The following is a 15343-nucleotide window of genomic DNA, read 5'->3' as shown; positions in this document are numbered from 1 at the left end:
GGTTGGTTTGCGCCAAGTGCAGCGCGAGTGACGCCATTGTGCGGATCGTTGCGGTCGCGAAAAAGCCGTGACTGGGTGACGGATTGTTGCAACAGCGAAACAATCGACGCCCGGTTCGGCGCGGCTATTTCCCGCCACGCGCCGCCGGCAGCCCGAGCCACGCGTCGCGGTGCGCACGCGTCGCGGCGGGCTTCGGCTGCGCGGTCAGCTTGTAGCGCGCGACTTCCGGGCCGTCGAGCTTGAGCCGCGCGACGCGCAGCTCGTCGCGCCGGAACGCGTGGATCTCGACCTTGTCGCCGACCCGATAGCGCGCGAGCAGCGCATCGAGGTTCGAGCCCGTCACACGCAGCCCGTCGAGCGCGACGAGCGCATCGCCCGCCGACAGCCCCGCGCGATGCGCGGCGCCGCCTTCGTAGACGGCCGCGAGCGTGCATTCCGCGCCGCCTCGCGTGCGTGCGCCGAGCGTCGGCTTCGGCGGCGCGCCGGTCGAGCCGTTCGCGCCCGTGTCGGGCGCGAGCGTCACGCCGAACGGCTCGAAAAGCGCGGCGAGCGGCAGATCGCGCGTGCCGGACACCGCATCGTCGAACAGCCGGCCGAGGTCGACGCCCGTCGCTTCGGCGATCAGCGCCTTCACGTCGTCCTCGCCGACGCCGTGCGGCTTGCCGTGATAGAAGTCGCGCCCGAAGCGCTGCCACAGGAGCCGCATCACGTCGTCGAGCGACTTGCGATGGCGGGTCTGCGCGCGGATCGCCAGATCGAACGCAAGCGCGACGAGCGAGCCCTTCGTGTAGTAGCTGACGATCGCGTTCGTCGCGTTCTCGTCCTGCCGGTAGTACTTGATCCACGCATCGAACGAGCTTTCGGCGACGCTCTGCCTGAGCCGGCCGGCGCCGCGCTGCACGCCGGCGATCGTGCGGCCGAGCATCGCGAAATAGTCGTCCTGCGAGATGAGGCCGCTGCGCACGAGCATCAGGTCATCGTAGTACGACGTGACGCCCTCGAAGAGCCACAGCAGCGACGTATAGCTCTCGCGCGACAGGTCGTACGGCGCGAACGCGGCCGGCTTGATCCGCTTCACGTTCCACGTGTGGAAGTACTCGTGGCTGCACAGGCCGAGATACGTGCGATAGCCTTCCGTCGTCTCCGGGCGCCCCTTCACCGGCAGATCGCTGCGATTGCAGATGAGCGCGGTCGACGCGCGGTGCTCGAGCCCGCCGTAGCCGTCGCTGACCGCCTGCGTCATGAACACGTAGCGCGACATCGGCGCGCGCTTCGTCTTCGGCTCGAAGAGCGCGATCTGCGCTTCGCACACGCGCTTCAGGTCGGCCGCGAGCCGCTCGAGATCGAGCCCGACCACACGGCCCGCGATCGCGACGTCGTGCGGCACGCCGTGCGCCTCGAACGTCGTCAGCGCGAATTCGCCCAGCGTGACCGGATGATCGATCAGCTCGTCGTAATTCTCCGCGCGGTACGCGCCGAAGCCGTAACGCTTCGTGCCGCGCGCCTCCGGCAGCGCGGTCGCGACGCGCCAGCGCCGATATGCATCGCCCGCCGGGCGCTCGATCGTCACCTCGCGCGGCGCGTCTTCGCGGCCGACCGGCGAAAGAAACACGCTCGTGCCGTTGAAGAAGCCGCCCGTGTCGTCGAGATGCGCGGCGCGCACCGACATATCCCACGCGTAGACGTCGTAGCGCAGCGTGATCGATCCGGACGTCGGCGCGGCCTGCCAGGTCTGCTTGTCGGTCTTGTCGATCCGCAGCTTGCGGCCCGCGTCGTTGAACGCGCGCAGCGTCACGATGTTGCGCGCGAACTCGCGCACCATGTAGCTGCCCGGAATCCACACGGGCAGCGTGAAGCGCTGGCCCGCCGGATCGGGATCGGCGAGCGTGAGCGTCACTTCGAACAGGTGGGCGGCGGGGTCTTTCGGAACGATCGTGTAGCGAATCGGCTTCATCGTCGGAATCGGTCGGGGCTAGCGGAAACGGATACGAAAAGAGGCGCCGGCCAAGCGCCGGCGCCTCCTTCGCGATGCAAGAAACGCCGCGTCACTTGACGCCGGCGAGCGCCTGATTCAGTTCGTCGGCGGACACGGCGCCCGGCAGGCGGGTGCCGTCGGCGAGGAACACGGTCGGCGTGCCCGTCACGTTCATCCCGCGGCCGAGCGCGAGATTCTTGTCGAGCGCGGTCGTGTCGCAGCTCGTCGCGCTCGCGGGCGCGCGATGCTCGAGCATCCATGCCTGCCAGGTCTTCACGCGGTCGCTCGCGCACCAGATCGACTTCGACTTCACCGTCGAATCGGGCGACAGCACCGGATACAGGAACGTGTAGACGGTCACGTTGTCGACCGACTGCAGCGTCGTCTCGAGCTTCTTGCAGTACGGACAGTTCGGATCGGAGAACACCGCGATCTTGCGCGCGCCGTTGCCCTTCACGACCTTGATCGCGTTCGAAAGCGGCAAGCTCGTGAAATCGATCTTGTTGATCTCGGCGAGACGCTCGGCCGTGAGGTTCTTGTGCGTCTTCGTGTTGACGAGCTCGCCGAGCAGCACGTAGTCGCCCGACGCGTCGCTATAAACGATCTGCGAGCCGAGGTTGACCTCGTACAAACCCGCGATCGGCGACTTCGTCACGCTCTTGATCGGAGCGTCGGCGCCGAGGCGGGACTGCAATGCAGCCTTCAGCTTGTCGGTGGTCTGATCGGCCTGCGCGGTGCAGCCGAGCGTCGCCGTCGCGGCGGCCAGCGCGAGCGTGGCGATACGAATCGTTTTTTTCATGCAAATCTTCCTTCAAAGCGTGCGTGCAACGCCACAGTGTACGACTGCGGCGGAGCAGTGTCGGACTGCCGTGCTGCGCGAAGGTTCGCCCGCCGCGGTCAGCCGAGCGCCGACGCGACCAGCCAGCGCTTGACGAGCGGCTGCGCGCCGACGAGCGCCATCCCCGTATTGCGCACGATGCGTGCGACCGTGCCCGGCAGCGAAAAGATCCGCTGCAGGCCGTCGGTCGCGATCATCTGTGCGCGAATGTCCTCGCGCCGCGCGCGCTCGTAGCGGCGCAGCAGTACAGTGTCGCCGAGATCGCGGAACGCTTCGCGGTGCGCGATCGTGTCCGCGAGCGCGGCGACGTCGCGCAGCCCGAGGTTCATCCCCTGGCCCGCGAGCGGGTGAATCAGGTGCGCGGCGTCGCCGACGAGCGCGACGCGCGGCGCGATCAGCCGGTCGACCGTCTGCAGCGCGAGCGGGAAGCCCTTCGCGGGCGTCACGCACTCGAGCGCGCCGAGGCGGTTCATCGTCACGCGCTCGACCTCGGCCGCGAGCTGCGCGGGATCGAGCGCGAGCAGCGCGTCGGCGTGCGCGGTGTGCGCGGACCAGACGAGCGACACGTGGCCGTCCGGCAGCGGCAGCAGCGCAACGATCTCGCCATCGCGGAACCACTGATACGCGGTCTCGCGATGCGGCAGCGACGCCTTGAAATTCGCGACCACGCCCGTCTGCCGATAATCGCGCCGCTCGACCTTCGAGCCGATCTGCGAGCGCACCCACGAATGCGCGCCGTCCGCGCCGACGACGAGATCGCATTCGATCACGTCGCCGTTCGCGAGCGCGAGCGTCGCGGCGTCCGGCTTCACGTCGAAGCCCTGCGCGCGCGCGTCGAACCACGTGAGGTTCGGCTGGAAGCGCAGCGCGGCGTCGAGCGCGCATTCGATCAGCGACGATTCGCCGATCCATGCGAGCTGCGGCACCGCCGACTGGAACGCGGAGAAGTGAAGTTCGGCGTGCGCGTCGCCGTACACGCGCATGTCGTAGACGGGCGCGAGCCGGCTGTGGTCGAGCGCCTGCCACACGCGCAGCCGCTCGAGGAGCGCCTGCGAACTCGCCGATAGCGCGTAGATGCGCGAATCGAATGCGAGATCGGCGGGACGCGGGGCGGCCGGCTGCGCGAGCAGCGCGGTCTTGTGGCCCGCCTGCGTCAGCGCGAGCGCGGCCGTCTTGCCGACGAGGCCGCCGCCGACGACGGCGACGTCGAAGGTCTGATGGTAGGCAGTCATGGCGGGCATTATAGCCGGGCGAAGCAGGTCGCTTCGCTCAGGGAATTTGCGGTAAATCAGGGCACGCGACACGGTGACGCACGCATCGAGCCGGTTTCGCCGCGCTCGTCGAACGCGGGTTTCCACGTAACCGCGCATGCCGCGCGCCGACGCGGCCGCACCGCCCGTCAGCGGCGATGTAACCGGCGCTCGCCCACCGCCGCTCGCCACCGGAACCGCGCGTTACGCGCCACACGTTTCCTTACAAACGCACACCGCTTGTCATGCGCACGGCCGCTACAGTGAGCCGACGCAACAACTGGAACAGGAGATGTCGATGAAACGGATCGCGGCTCTCGCCGCCCTCGCGGTCGTGCTGGGCAGCGTGCTCGCAGGATGCATCGTGGTGCCGGAAGGCGGCGGCTACTATCACCATCGCGACTACTACTACCGGTATTGATATGCGGTTCGGCGGCTCGTTGCTCGCGGATCGCATGGCGCATCTCGTCGCGTGCGGCACGCGGGGAGCGCGCTGACGCCGGCTGGCGCCCGGCCCTCGAGCCGGCGCCAGCCGGGCCGATGCACGACCGCAAACGCGCGCCTGTCGACGAAAACGGCGGCTCGATCGAGCGCCTTCCCTCAGTCTTCCTTCAGCCGTCCCTCAGCCTTCGCTCACTCGCCACTCCGACCGCACGGACAGTCGCCACGGCTGCGGCCGTCGCTGCCCCCACGCGCAAGCCCCCAGCGCCGCAAAGTGCGTTCCACCCCACCGAACGGTTGTCTGATTCCGCTCATCGCGTGCTATCGTTTCAATGACGACGCGACCAATCTGCAGGCGTCGCAAAAACAGGTCTCAACCACCATCGCGAGCACGGCCATGAGCGACCTGCGCCACCATCTCAATCAACAGGACCGAGTGGAGCTGCTCTGCTGGCTCGCCGTCGGAAATCTCGGCGCCTTTTACCTGAACGAGAGCTGGCCAGGTGCAGCCTTTCAGGTCCAGTCCGCGCACAAATGGCTCGACCGGCATGCGCGCGAGGCCGATTGGCTGACGCTCGCGAAGCTGTCGCTCATCGCGCTCGACATCGCGAAGAAGCACGCGGATTTCGTCAACGCGCCGTGGGCGCGCGACGCAGTTGAGGAAATCATCGATACCGACGATCTGAACTACGATGCGCGCCTCGCGCAGCTCGTGCTGAACGACTGCCGCACGGCGCTCGTCGATCGGCGGACCGCCGACTGATTCGCCCGCTGCCCTCGCGGGGCGGCGCGGACGAAGGACGATCGACGCCGGCGCGCACCGCACCGCCGCCTGAAGGCGCCGGCCGTCTTCCCGCGGAATGCGATTCCGCCCGCGCTTGTCACGTGATACGCGCTTCGCCGTGCGCAGCGACATCGCTCACATCGAGTCGGCTGCGAGCCCGCGCTGCCCGGACATCGGCCGGCGGCCCGCGCGCGGCGACGCCGCTCGAGCCGCCGGTTGCCTTGGCGCGCCGTCGAACGAGTTACAATTGCCTCTTTTGGTGGCAGCGCACGTCCCGCTTGCGCTCGAGCGTCCGAACGGACGCTCCTGCCCGGCCCCGATGTGGCCCAAAAGGCGCGCGGACGAACGCCCCGCGCCGTGCACGATGCGCTCCACATCACGCACAACCCATTGAATCCCGAAGGAATCCATGAGCCTCAAATGCGGCATCGTCGGCTTGCCCAACGTCGGCAAGTCCACCCTGTTCAACGCGCTGACGAAGGCCGGCATCGCCGCCGAGAACTACCCGTTCTGCACCATCGAGCCGAACGTCGGCGTCGTCGAAGTGCCTGACGCGCGCCTGAAAGCGCTCGCCGACATCATCAAGCCCGAGCGCGTCGTGCCCGCCGTCGTCGAGTTCGTCGACATCGCGGGCCTCGTCGCCGGCGCGAGCAAGGGCGAGGGCCTCGGCAACCAGTTCCTCGCGAACATCCGCGAAACAGACGCGATCACGCACGTCGTGCGCTGCTTCGAGGACGAAAACGTCATCCACGTCGCCGGCAAGGTGAGCCCGCTCGACGACATCGAAGTCATCAACACGGAACTCGCGCTCGCCGACCTCGGCACCGTCGAGAAGGCGCTCGCCCGCTATTCGAAGGCGGCGAAGTCGGGCAACGACAAGGAAGCGGCGAAGCTCGTCGCGGTGCTCGAGAAGGCGCGCGCGCATCTCGACCAGGGCAAGGCCGTGCGCGGCCTCGATCTGTCCGACGACGAGAAGGCGCTCATCAAGCCGTTCTGCCTGATCACCGCGAAGCCGGCGATGTACGTGGCGAACGTGAAGGACGACGGCTTCGCGAACAATCCGCACCTCGACGCGGTCCGCCAGTACGCGGACGCCGAGAAGTCGCCGGTCGTCGCGGTGTGCGCGGCGATCGAGGCGGAGATCGCCGATCTCGACGACGCCGACAAGGAAGCGTTCCTCGCCGACATGGGCATGGAAGAGCCGGGCCTCGACCGCGTGATCCGCGCGGGCTTCAAGCTGCTCGGCCTGCAGACGTACTTCACCGCGGGCGTGAAGGAAGTGCGCGCGTGGACGATCCACATCGGCGATACCGCGCCGCAGGCGGCGGGCGTGATCCACACGGATTTCGAGCGCGGCTTCATCCGCGCGCAGACGATCGCCTACCACGACTTCATCGCGTACAAGGGCGAGCAAGGCGCGAAGGAAGCTGGCAAGATGCGCGCGGAAGGTAAGGAGTACGTCGTGCATGACGGCGACGTGATGAACTTCCTGTTCAACGTCTAGCCGTACCACCGGCTCGGCGGGCGCAGGCGGCGGATCGTTCGCCGCTCGCGACCGCCGGGTCGTTTCGATTTCGCGCGGATCACGCCGAACGCGAAATCCTCGCGCGTCGCCACCGCTTTCCGATTCGATCGAAGCCGCGCTCGCCGGCCCCGGCGATCCCGCCCGTCCGCTCCCCGAAGCCTCACGCAGAGCCCCCCGAGCGCCCCCTCTTCTCCGCGCTTCAAAAACCGCCGGCTCGTGACATATCATGCTGGCTGGCTCGGCCGAACGCCGCTCGCGGCAACACGCCCCCGACTCCGATCAATCTCCTCTTTCCAGCGAGCATGTCGAATCCATACGCGCTGCAGCCGACGAGAGCCTTCTGGCGTCCCGCGGTCGGAGACGTCAATCCGATGGAGATCTCGGACCTCTGGCGGCCGAAGTATCCGATCGGCAAGCACGAACCGATCGCGACGCTCGGCTCGTGCTTCGCGCAGCACATCAGCCGCGCGCTGATGCGGGCGGGCTACCGTTGGCTCGACAGCGAACCGCCGCCGAGCCGCTTCCCCGAAGCGCTCTTCGACGACTACCACTACCGCGTCTTTTCGGCGCGCATCGGCAACGTCTACACGGCGGCGCTGCTGAACCAGTGGGTGCGCTGGGCATTCGGCGTCGAAGCGCCGTCCGACGAGATCTGGGAGCAAAACGGCCGCTACTACGATCCGTTCCGGCCGAACATCGAGCCGAACGGCTTTGCATCGCGTGACGAAGCGTTGCTCACGCGGCAAGCGACGCTCGGCAACCTCCGGCGAATGTTCGAAACGTGCGGCGTGTTCATCTTTACGCTCGGACTGACGGAAGCATGGCTCGACACCGAGCGCCGCGTCGTCTATCCGATGTGTCCCGGCACCGTCGCCGGCACGTTCGACGCCGCCCGCCACGCATTCAAGAACTACGCATTCAACGAGATCGTCGCGGACCTGTCCGACGTCTTCGATCTCGTCCGGCAAGTCAATCGCGGGATACGGTGCCTGCTCACCGTGTCGCCCGTTCCGCTCACGGCCACCGCGACCGACGCGCACGTGCTCGTCGCGACGGTTCATTCGAAGTCGATACTGCGGGCCGTCGCGGGGCAACTCGCGGCGTCGCGGCCGAACGTCGACTATTTCCCGTCGTACGAGATCGTCAGCGCATTCCCGTTCAAGGGAGCGTTCTACGAGCCGAATATGCGCTCGGTCTCGACGTTCGGCGTCGACTTCGTGATGCAGCAATTCTTCGACGGCCTGACGTCCGTCGCGCCCGGCGATGTGCGGTCGCCCGAAACGGCCGCCGTCCCGCCCGAGCGCGGCGCGCCCGGGCCGGCCGCGCGCGACGAAGTATGCGAAGACATGATCTTGGACGCGTTCAGGAAGCTGAAGCCATGAAAATCGCCGTAATCGGCAACTCGCATGCGCTCGCGCTGGTTGCCGCGCACCGTGAAGGGCTCGGCGGCGCGATCGGGCAGCTCGACTTCTACTTCATACCCGGCGAATGGGCCATGGCCGACGCCGATCGGCTGACGAACGCCCCGCCGCTCGCGGACGACGACAAGGGCATCCTGCTGGGCGACTACGACGGCTACCTGATCTCGGCGCTCGGCTGGTGGGCCGCGCGCAACGAAACGCTCGAGCGCGGCATGCATCCGCTGTCGCACGTGGCTTGCGCGACGTGGCTTGCGGCAAACGCATCTTCGTCGAGCTTGCATCTGCCCGAGCATCTGCCCGCGAACCTCGCCGTCGTCTCGACAGCCGTGTTGTCGAAAACGATCGCGGGATGGCTTGCCGAACAGCCGATCGCCAGATTGGCGAAGCACATCGCCGGCCGGTACGACAAGCCCGTTTTCCTTCAGCCTTGGCCGGCGCCGAATCGTGCGCTGGCCGCCGATTCCGACTGGACGATCAACCGTTGGTATCGCGCCGTCGGCCCGGCCATCTGGCGGCAGTACTTCGACGCGCAGCATGACGCGCTGAAGGCGATGGCGGCCGGCATGCGCGACGGCGTGACACTGCTCGACTATCCGCTGCCGGGGCCGGCGCGGGACGGGCTCATGGACCAGCAATGGTGCGAGCCCGATCCGTTTCACGGCAATGCGCGGTACGGCGCGCTCGTTCTCGAACAGTTGCAGCAGGCGCTCGCGAGACGGCCGGTCGATGCCGATGTCGATGCCGATGCCGAAACCAGGCCCGAAGCCAACGCCAACGCCAACGCCAACGTACCGCAAGCCTAACGGCGTCAACGGCACAAGCGCGCGAGATGCGCTCGCTGTTTCGCTACGCGCGCACGCTCGGCCGCCTGATCGCCGCTGATTTCGCGCTTCGCGCCGCCCGCGCCGAGCGGAATGGCGATCGGTTGCGGCTACTACGATCACGCGCAGATGACGCCGGACTTTCGGCGCTACGCGGGCATGGCGCGCGTCCAGCTTGCGGCCGCGGCGCGCGCCATGCCCAGGACGCCGATGGCGATGTATCGCTACGAGCACGCGGACAAGCAGATCCTGCCGAACGCGTGACTTGCATTCGGCGCGGCGTGTCTCGCCGCGCTTCGCCAGGCTCCGCTTATCGAACCGAATGCGATCGGCCCGGCGGCCGCGCGCCGCCGCCGGGCCGATGTCCCGTCACCGCAGGTTCGCGGACACCCGAGGCGGCGCGGACGCCGACGCCTCGGCGCCGCGCGCGCGCCGATTCATCCACGACGCCGCGACGACGGCGAGCGCAAGCACCGCGGTCGCGGCGATTTCCATCCGGTGATCCTCACGCAGCAGCATCAAGACGAGCACGCCGCAGATGAACAGGATCACCGCCCACGTGAGCCACGGGAAGCACCACATCCGCAGCGGCAGGCGCTCGCCGGTCGCGTCGAGCGTCGAGCGCATCCGCAGTTGCGAAATCGCGATCACGAGATAGACGAGCAGCGCGATCGCGCCCGACGTCGCGAGCAGGAAGCCGAACACCTGCTCGGGCATCACGTAGTTCGCGATCACGGTCAGGAAGCCGAATGCGGTCGACGCGAGCACAGCCGCGCGCGGCGTGCCGCTCGCGTCGGTGCGGCGCAGGAACGCGGGCGCGTCGCCGCGCGTCGACAGCGAAAAGATCATCCGCGACGCCGTATAGAGCGCCGAATTCAGGCAGCTCGCGACCGATACGAGCACGATCACGTCGATGATCGCCTTCGCGTGCGGCACGCCGATCAGTTCCATCGCGCGCTGATACGAGCCGTGCGTGGGCAAGAGCGCGTCGTTCCACGGCACCAGCGCCGCGACGACGAAGATCGAGCCGAGATAGAACAGCGAGATCCGCCAGATCACCGAGTTCGTCGCGCGAACGATCTGGCGCTCCGGCTGCTCGGACTCGGCGGCGGCGATCGTGACGATCTCGGTGCCGACAAACGAGAACATCGTCGTCAGCATCGCGGCGAGCACCGCACCGATCCCGTTCGGCATGAAGCCGCCCGCGTTCACGAGCCGCGCGGCGCCCGACACGCTCGAGCCCGGCAGCAGGCCGACGATCGCCGCGCCGCCGATCGCGAGGAACACGACGATCGCGACCACCTTGATGAGCGCGAACCAGAATTCGAACTCGCCGTAGTTCTTGACCGAGAAGAGGTTCGTCACGGTGAGCACCGACGTGATGCCGAGCGCGAAGATCCATGTCGCGACGCCGGGGAACCATACGTTGAGGATCGTCGCGGCCGCCGTCGCCTCGATCGGAATCACGAGCACCCAGAACCACCAGTAGAGCCAGCCGATCGTGAAGCCCGCCCAATGGCCGATCGCGCGATCGGCATAGGTCGAGAACGAACCGCTGTCCGGCTGCGCGACCGCCATCTCGCCGAGCATCCGCATCACGAGTACGACGAGCAGGCCTGCGATCGCGTATGCGATCAGCGCGGCCGGCCCGGCTTCCGCAATCGCGTGCCCCGAGCCGACGAACAGCCCGGCGCCGATCACGCCCGCAATCGACAGCATCGTGACGTGACGCTGCTTCAGGCCGGTTCCCAGGCCTGTCTGATTTCCTTTCATGTCTCCCTCCAAATAAACGGTTCCGGTATGACCGGGCATCGTGTGAAGGCGGCGCGGGGCCTTTTTTTGTTATCGAACCGTGCTCGTCGCGACGTGCGTCGCGCGTCGGCCGGACATCGCGCCTGCGGCCGCCCGGACGGATGCGCCGCGCAGATCCGCGCAACTGCGTTTGCGATGCGCCGCGCATGCGGCGGCGCATCGCGGCGCCCCTGCCGTCGGCATCATGGTCGGCCGCCTCCGAAGCGAAGCAGTGTAAGCATCAAACGGTTCGCGACTAAGAACCAATTGGTGAATTTCGATAGAACCATTTGCCGTATCGATAAAGACGCGAGCGATGCATGGTCCGTCCGACGCTGTCGCACGGGCCCGCGAAGCCGCTCGAAAAAAACGGCCGGATGCCCACGCACGGCGCTTCGTGAAGCAGGCGTAGCGACGAAAAACGCGCGTCGACAGACAAATCACAGCGCGCCGCCCGCCGTCTCGTCGCGCCATTTCACGGGCACGATCGCCTGCCATTCGCGCAGGAGCAGCGCCTTCACGGTGTCCGGATGCACGGCCGACAGGCGCACCAGCACGATCGGCCACCCGGCGAACATCGCGAACGGCGACGCACGGCGGTCGAGCCGGTCTGCGATGCCGGCACCGCGAAACCGCGCAATTGCGCGACGCGCAGATCGTCGTCGACGACTGCGGCATCATTGAAGCGGACGCCGCGCTACGAAGTCGGCCGCACCATGTGCGCCCGACGCCGCAAATCGACCGCACCGTCGCCAGCCACACCGATCGATTCGGGACATCCGCTCGACACGCCTGCGGCGCACGGTCGTCGCGCGCTCCATCTATCGCGCCTCCCTTCCACAACGCAACGGCCGCGCCTGCAGCGCCGCCTTGATCGCGGCCATCCCGCGCGGCGAATCCGCGAGCACCGCGTCGACCCCGAGACACGCGGCCACGCGGTAATCGTGCGCGTCGTTCACCGCGATCGCGAGAATGTGGGCGTTCGCGCGCTGCTTGAAGCACGCGACGGTCGCGGGCGTCCACAATGTCGCCGCGACCTTCGACACGCCCTCGCCGAGCGTGAAGCGCTCGCTCACCGTCAGATTCCGACGCATCTCGAAACCGGCCCACACGGGCGCATCGGGCGCGCCTTCGCACGCACCGCCGAGCAGCACGTTCACGAGCCGCCCTCGCGTCGCATCGCGCGACTCGAAGAGCCGCGCCTGCGGGTACGACGCAAACGCGGCCTGATACGCCGCGTCGGTCGAATAAATCGTCACGCGCGGCCACGCGGACTCGCTCGCCAGCACATCCGCGACCGCCTTCGCCTGCGGCCCGGCCGGCAGCGCCTTCATGTCGAGCACGACCGGCATCGCGGGCGGAATCGCACGCAACGCATCGCGCAGCGTCGGGATGCCGACCGGGCGGACGCGATACGGATATTGTCCGCTCGCGTCCCGAAAATTCCAGCCCGCGTTCATCTGCGCGAGCTGCGCCGCTGCATACCGGGCGACCGGGCCGCTCGACTGCGTCAGCGCCGACAGATCGGCGGGCCGGTACAACACCGGCACGCCGTCGCGGCTCAACTGGACGGTCAGCCAGATCGCGTCCGCACGATTCGCGACCGCCTCGCGAATCGCCGCGAGCGTGTTCTCCGGCGCGTCGCCCGTTCCGCCGCGGTGCGCGACGACGAGCGGCAGCGTCGCGGGCGCTTCGCCGACCGGCCCGCCGCCCGCGCACGCGGCCAGGCCGAGCGCGGCGCCGGCAAGCGCCGCCCGCAGTCGCGTCAGGTCAATCAGTCGATTCATAGATCGGCTTCCTCCATCGAAATATGTCTCGCCTCTTGATTTGACGATGCGCAGCGGATTTTCTTCAGCGCTTCGCTGCAGTTATTCGCTGCAGTTAAGATGCCATCCTGCCGCCAGGCGATACCGACAACGACAATCGAGAGAGACCATGCTACTTCCGCTGTCCCGCGCGGCGCGGCGCATCGCCGTCACGCTCGCCCTCGCGACGCTCCCGCTCCCGCCCGCATTCGCCTACGCGCCGACCACGCCCGCCGTCGGCGGCGAAGCCGACCTCGACCGCCACGACGCGTACCGGAACCGCGACGGAGAAACCGTGCACGCGCCCGCGCATTCGAAATCGGGCCGCGTCCCCAAAGGCGCGACGGCCCGCTGCCGCGACGGCGCGTACAGCTTCAGCCGGCATCGACGCGGCACGTGCTCGGGGCACGGCGGCGTCGCCGCCTGGCTGTGACACGCCGCCGCCTCGGCACGGGCGGCGAAGCGGCGCTGCAGTCGCGGCGTTTCGTTTCGGGCGACGGCGAACCGGTGCGGCAGTCAGGCGGTCGGCCAACATCGCCGCGCGCCCGAAACGCCATCGCTCCGCCCCGCACGACGAAACGCATTCGCCGCCTGTCCGGCGCGCTCCCGCACCACGCCGAAGTACAATGGCGGTTCGCGCCGCGCAGCCGCGGCGCCGCCACCGGCACGCGCCGCGGCCGCTTCCACGAACCAAATCGCACACGTCGCCGCCGTCGGCCGCCAGCCGGCGCGCGGCCGCGTGAACTTCCACTCTTTCATTCACGCAGATGGCCCAATACGTTTTCACGATGAACCGGGTCGGCAAGATCGTGCCGCCCAAGCGCCAGATCCTGAAGGACATCTCGCTGTCGTTTTTCCCCGGCGCGAAGATCGGCGTGCTCGGTCTGAACGGCTCGGGCAAATCGACGCTGATCCGCATCATGGCGGGCGTCGACAAGGACATCGAAGGCGAAGCGACGCCGATGCCGAACCTGAACATCGGCTACCTGCCGCAGGAACCGCAGCTCGACCCGACGAAGACGGTGCGCGAAGCCGTCGAGGAAGGTCTCGGCGACCTGTTCCAGGCCAACAAGAAGCTTGAGGAAATCTACGCGGCATATGCCGAACCGGACGCCGACTTCGACGCCCTCGCCGCCGAGCAGGCGAAGTACGAAGCGATCCTCGCTTCGAGTGACGGCGGCAGCCCCGAGCAACAGCTCGAAGTGGCCGCCGACGCGCTGCGCCTGCCGCCGTGGGACGCGAAGATCGAGCATCTGTCGGGCGGCGAAAAGCGCCGCGTCGCGCTGTGCAAGCTGCTGCTCGAGAAGCCCGACATGCTGCTGCTCGACGAGCCGACCAACCACCTCGACGCCGAATCGGTCGAATGGCTCGAGCAGTTCCTGACGCGCTTCCCGGGCACCGTCGTCGCGGTCACGCACGACCGCTACTTCCTCGACAACGCGGCCGAGTGGATTCTCGAGCTCGACCGCGGCCACGGCATTCCGTGGAAGGGCAACTACAGCAGCTGGCTCGACCAGAAGGAAGACCGCCTGAAGCAGGAAGAAGCGTCGGAATCGGCGCGCCAGAAGGCGATCAAGAAGGAACTGGAGTGGGTGCGCCAGAACCCGAAGGGCCGCCAGGCGAAGTCGAAGGCGCGTATCGCGCGCTTCGAGGAACTGAACAGCCAGGAATACCAGAAGCGCAACGAGACGCAGGAAATCTTCATCCCGGTCGGCGACCGCCTCGGCAATGAAGTGATCGAGTTCAAGAACGTCAGCAAGGCATACGGCGATCGCCTGCTGATCGACAACCTGAACTTCAAGATTCCGGCGGGCGCGATTGTCGGCATCATCGGGCCGAACGGCGCGGGCAAGTCGACGCTGTTCCGGATGCTGACGGGCAAGGAGCAGCCGGATTCGGGCGAGATCGTGCAGGGCCCGACGGTGAAGCTCGCGTACGTCGACCAGAGCCGCGACGCGCTCGACGGCAGCAAGACCGTGTTCGAAGAGATCTCGGGCGGCGCGGACGTGCTGACGGTCGGCAAGTACGAGACGCCGTCGCGCGCGTACATCGGCCGCTTCAATTTCAAGGGCGGCGATCAGCAGAAGAACGTCGGCAACCTGTCGGGCGGCGAGCGCGGCCGCCTGCACCTCGCGAAGACGCTGATCGCGGGCGGCAACGTGCTGCTGCTCGATGAGCCGTCGAACGATCTCGACGTCGAAACGCTGCGTGCGCTCGAAGACGGGCTGCTCGAATTCGCGGGCTCGGTGATGGTGATCTCGCACGACCGCTGGTTCCTCGACCGGATCGCGACGCACATCCTCGCGTTCGAAGGCGATTCGCAGGCCGTGTTCTTCGACGGCAACTACCAGGAGTACGAAGCCGACAAGCGTGCGCGCCTCGGCGAGGAAGCGGCGAAGCCGAAGCGTCTGCGCTACAAGCCGATCAGCCGGTAACGGCCGGCCGCGGATTCGTTCGCGGTTCGTCGTTCGCGGTTCGTCGTTCGTCGTTCGTCGTTCGCGGTTCGCCGTTCGCCGTTCGCCGTTCGCCGTTCGCCGTTCGCCGTTCGCCGGAATCGGCGTCGCGCGAGCGGCGGCGGTTCGCGCGATCTACGATCGGCGATCGGCTGCGGCGACGGCTGCCGCGCACGATGCATGACCTGCGCCGTGCGCGGCGCGAAACAAAAAGCGGGCGACATGCCCGCTTTTTTCAT

At 67.7% G+C, this 15343-nt stretch carries 13 protein-coding genes and 1 pseudogene; 8 read left to right on the top strand and 6 right to left on the bottom strand.

All coding sequences use genetic code 11. The features are described from left to right. Positions 1-124 precede the first annotated feature (124 nt). The 3 genes from WS62_RS30565 to WS62_RS30555 all read right to left on the bottom strand — a co-directional run bounded on the left by WS62_RS30565 (position 125) and on the right by WS62_RS30555 (position 4054). Positions 125-1954, bottom strand: coding sequence for a M61 family metallopeptidase (locus tag WS62_RS30565; protein ID WP_066579048.1), 1830 nt, complete (start codon positions 1952-1954; stop codon positions 125-127). Between the two features lie 91 nt (positions 1955-2045). Continuing rightward, on the bottom strand, positions 2046-2774 hold the full coding sequence (locus WS62_RS30560; protein WP_059598313.1) for a DsbC family protein: 729 nt from the start codon (positions 2772-2774) through the stop codon (positions 2046-2048). Between the two features lie 98 nt (positions 2775-2872). Further along, on the bottom strand, positions 2873-4054 hold the full coding sequence (locus WS62_RS30555) for a UbiH/UbiF family hydroxylase (RefSeq protein WP_059598314.1): 1182 nt from the start codon (positions 4052-4054) through the stop codon (positions 2873-2875). A 307-nt stretch (positions 4055-4361) separates the two neighbouring features. Between WS62_RS30555 and WS62_RS38720 the strand changes: the two genes are divergently transcribed. From WS62_RS38720 to WS62_RS30530, 6 genes and pseudogenes are all read left to right on the top strand, one after another. Further along, the gene (locus WS62_RS38720; protein WP_081464153.1) at positions 4362-4484 is read left to right on the top strand and encodes a hypothetical protein; all 123 of its coding nucleotides are present in this window, start codon (positions 4362-4364) and stop codon (positions 4482-4484) included. A gap of 417 nt (positions 4485-4901) precedes the next feature. After that, positions 4902-5267 carry a hypothetical protein gene (locus tag WS62_RS30550; RefSeq protein ID WP_066579045.1) on the top strand — a complete coding sequence of 122 codons (366 nt, stop codon included), beginning with the start codon at positions 4902-4904 and terminating at the stop codon, positions 5265-5267. 430 nt (positions 5268-5697) lie between these two features. Next, positions 5698-6792 (top strand): redox-regulated ATPase YchF, encoded by a 1095-nt coding sequence (gene ychF / locus WS62_RS30545; protein WP_066579043.1) that lies wholly within the window; start codon positions 5698-5700, stop codon positions 6790-6792. Between the two features lie 323 nt (positions 6793-7115). Continuing rightward, positions 7116-8195, top strand: a complete 1080-nt coding sequence (locus WS62_RS30540) for a GSCFA domain-containing protein (protein ID WP_066579040.1) — start codon at positions 7116-7118, stop codon at positions 8193-8195. Further along, a complete protein-coding gene (locus WS62_RS30535) occupies positions 8192-9037 on the top strand; it encodes a hypothetical protein (protein ID WP_066579038.1) in 846 nt (281 codons plus the stop codon). The genes WS62_RS30540 and WS62_RS30535 overlap by 4 nt, the downstream gene beginning before the upstream one ends. Further along, positions 8992-9319, top strand: a pseudogene (locus WS62_RS30530) (AraC family transcriptional regulator); the annotation flags it as partial. The gene WS62_RS30535 and the pseudogene WS62_RS30530, both read left to right, overlap by 46 nt. 105 nt (positions 9320-9424) lie before the next feature. Here WS62_RS30530 and gabP read toward each other — a convergent pair. The 3 genes from gabP to WS62_RS30520 form a co-directional block, all read right to left on the bottom strand. Continuing rightward, a complete protein-coding gene (gene gabP / locus WS62_RS30525) occupies positions 9425-10828 on the bottom strand; it encodes a GABA permease (protein ID WP_066579036.1) in 1404 nt (467 codons plus the stop codon). Between the two features lie 458 nt (positions 10829-11286). Beyond that, a complete protein-coding gene (locus tag WS62_RS37750; RefSeq protein ID WP_197422954.1) occupies positions 11287-11424 on the bottom strand; it encodes a hypothetical protein in 138 nt (45 codons plus the stop codon). A 243-nt stretch (positions 11425-11667) separates the two neighbouring features. Beyond that, positions 11668-12633: a glycerophosphodiester phosphodiesterase family protein gene (locus tag WS62_RS30520; protein WP_066579034.1), complete on the bottom strand. Its 966-nt coding sequence runs from the start codon at positions 12631-12633 to the stop codon at positions 11668-11670. 148 nt (positions 12634-12781) lie between these two features. Here WS62_RS30520 and WS62_RS30515 point away from each other — a divergent pair, with 148 nt between their 5' ends. Both WS62_RS30515 and ettA read left to right on the top strand, forming a co-directional pair. Then, on the top strand, positions 12782-13084 hold the full coding sequence (locus tag WS62_RS30515) for a DUF3761 domain-containing protein (RefSeq protein WP_066579031.1): 303 nt from the start codon (positions 12782-12784) through the stop codon (positions 13082-13084). 334 nt (positions 13085-13418) lie between these two features. Beyond that, the gene (gene ettA, locus WS62_RS30510; protein WP_066579028.1) at positions 13419-15086 is read left to right on the top strand and encodes an energy-dependent translational throttle protein EttA; all 1668 of its coding nucleotides are present in this window, start codon (positions 13419-13421) and stop codon (positions 15084-15086) included. Positions 15087-15343 lie beyond the last annotated feature (257 nt).

Origin of the sequence: Burkholderia sp. ABCPW 14 (genome assembly GCF_001523835.1) — a bacterium.
GTDB lineage: Bacteria > Pseudomonadota > Gammaproteobacteria > Burkholderiales > Burkholderiaceae > Burkholderia > Burkholderia mayonis.
Note: the sequence above shows the minus strand (reverse complement) of the source record. Positions and strands in the feature narration are given on the sequence as shown.

Coding starts and splice junctions, on each gene's coding strand:
- WS62_RS30535 (WP_066579038.1), top strand. CDS start 8,192: ATGAAAATCGCCGTAATCGGCAACTCGCATGCGCTCGCGCTGGTTGCC.
- WS62_RS30515 (WP_066579031.1), top strand. CDS start 12,782: ATGCTACTTCCGCTGTCCCGCGCGGCGCGGCGCATCGCCGTCACGCTC.
- WS62_RS30555 (WP_059598314.1), bottom strand. CDS start 4,054: ATGCCCGCCATGACTGCCTACCATCAGACCTTCGACGTCGCCGTCGTC.
- WS62_RS38720 (WP_081464153.1), top strand. CDS start 4,362: ATGAAACGGATCGCGGCTCTCGCCGCCCTCGCGGTCGTGCTGGGCAGC.
- WS62_RS30520 (WP_066579034.1), bottom strand. CDS start 12,633: ATGAATCGACTGATTGACCTGACGCGACTGCGGGCGGCGCTTGCCGGC.
- WS62_RS30560 (WP_059598313.1), bottom strand. CDS start 2,774: ATGAAAAAAACGATTCGTATCGCCACGCTCGCGCTGGCCGCCGCGACG.
- WS62_RS30550 (WP_066579045.1), top strand. CDS start 4,902: ATGAGCGACCTGCGCCACCATCTCAATCAACAGGACCGAGTGGAGCTG.
- WS62_RS30540 (WP_066579040.1), top strand. CDS start 7,116: ATGTCGAATCCATACGCGCTGCAGCCGACGAGAGCCTTCTGGCGTCCC.
- ychF (WP_066579043.1), top strand. CDS start 5,698: ATGAGCCTCAAATGCGGCATCGTCGGCTTGCCCAACGTCGGCAAGTCC.
- gabP (WP_066579036.1), bottom strand. CDS start 10,828: ATGAAAGGAAATCAGACAGGCCTGGGAACCGGCCTGAAGCAGCGTCAC.
- ettA (WP_066579028.1), top strand. CDS start 13,419: ATGGCCCAATACGTTTTCACGATGAACCGGGTCGGCAAGATCGTGCCG.
- WS62_RS30565 (WP_066579048.1), bottom strand. CDS start 1,954: ATGAAGCCGATTCGCTACACGATCGTTCCGAAAGACCCCGCCGCCCAC.
- WS62_RS37750 (WP_197422954.1), bottom strand. CDS start 11,424: ATGTTCGCCGGGTGGCCGATCGTGCTGGTGCGCCTGTCGGCCGTGCAT.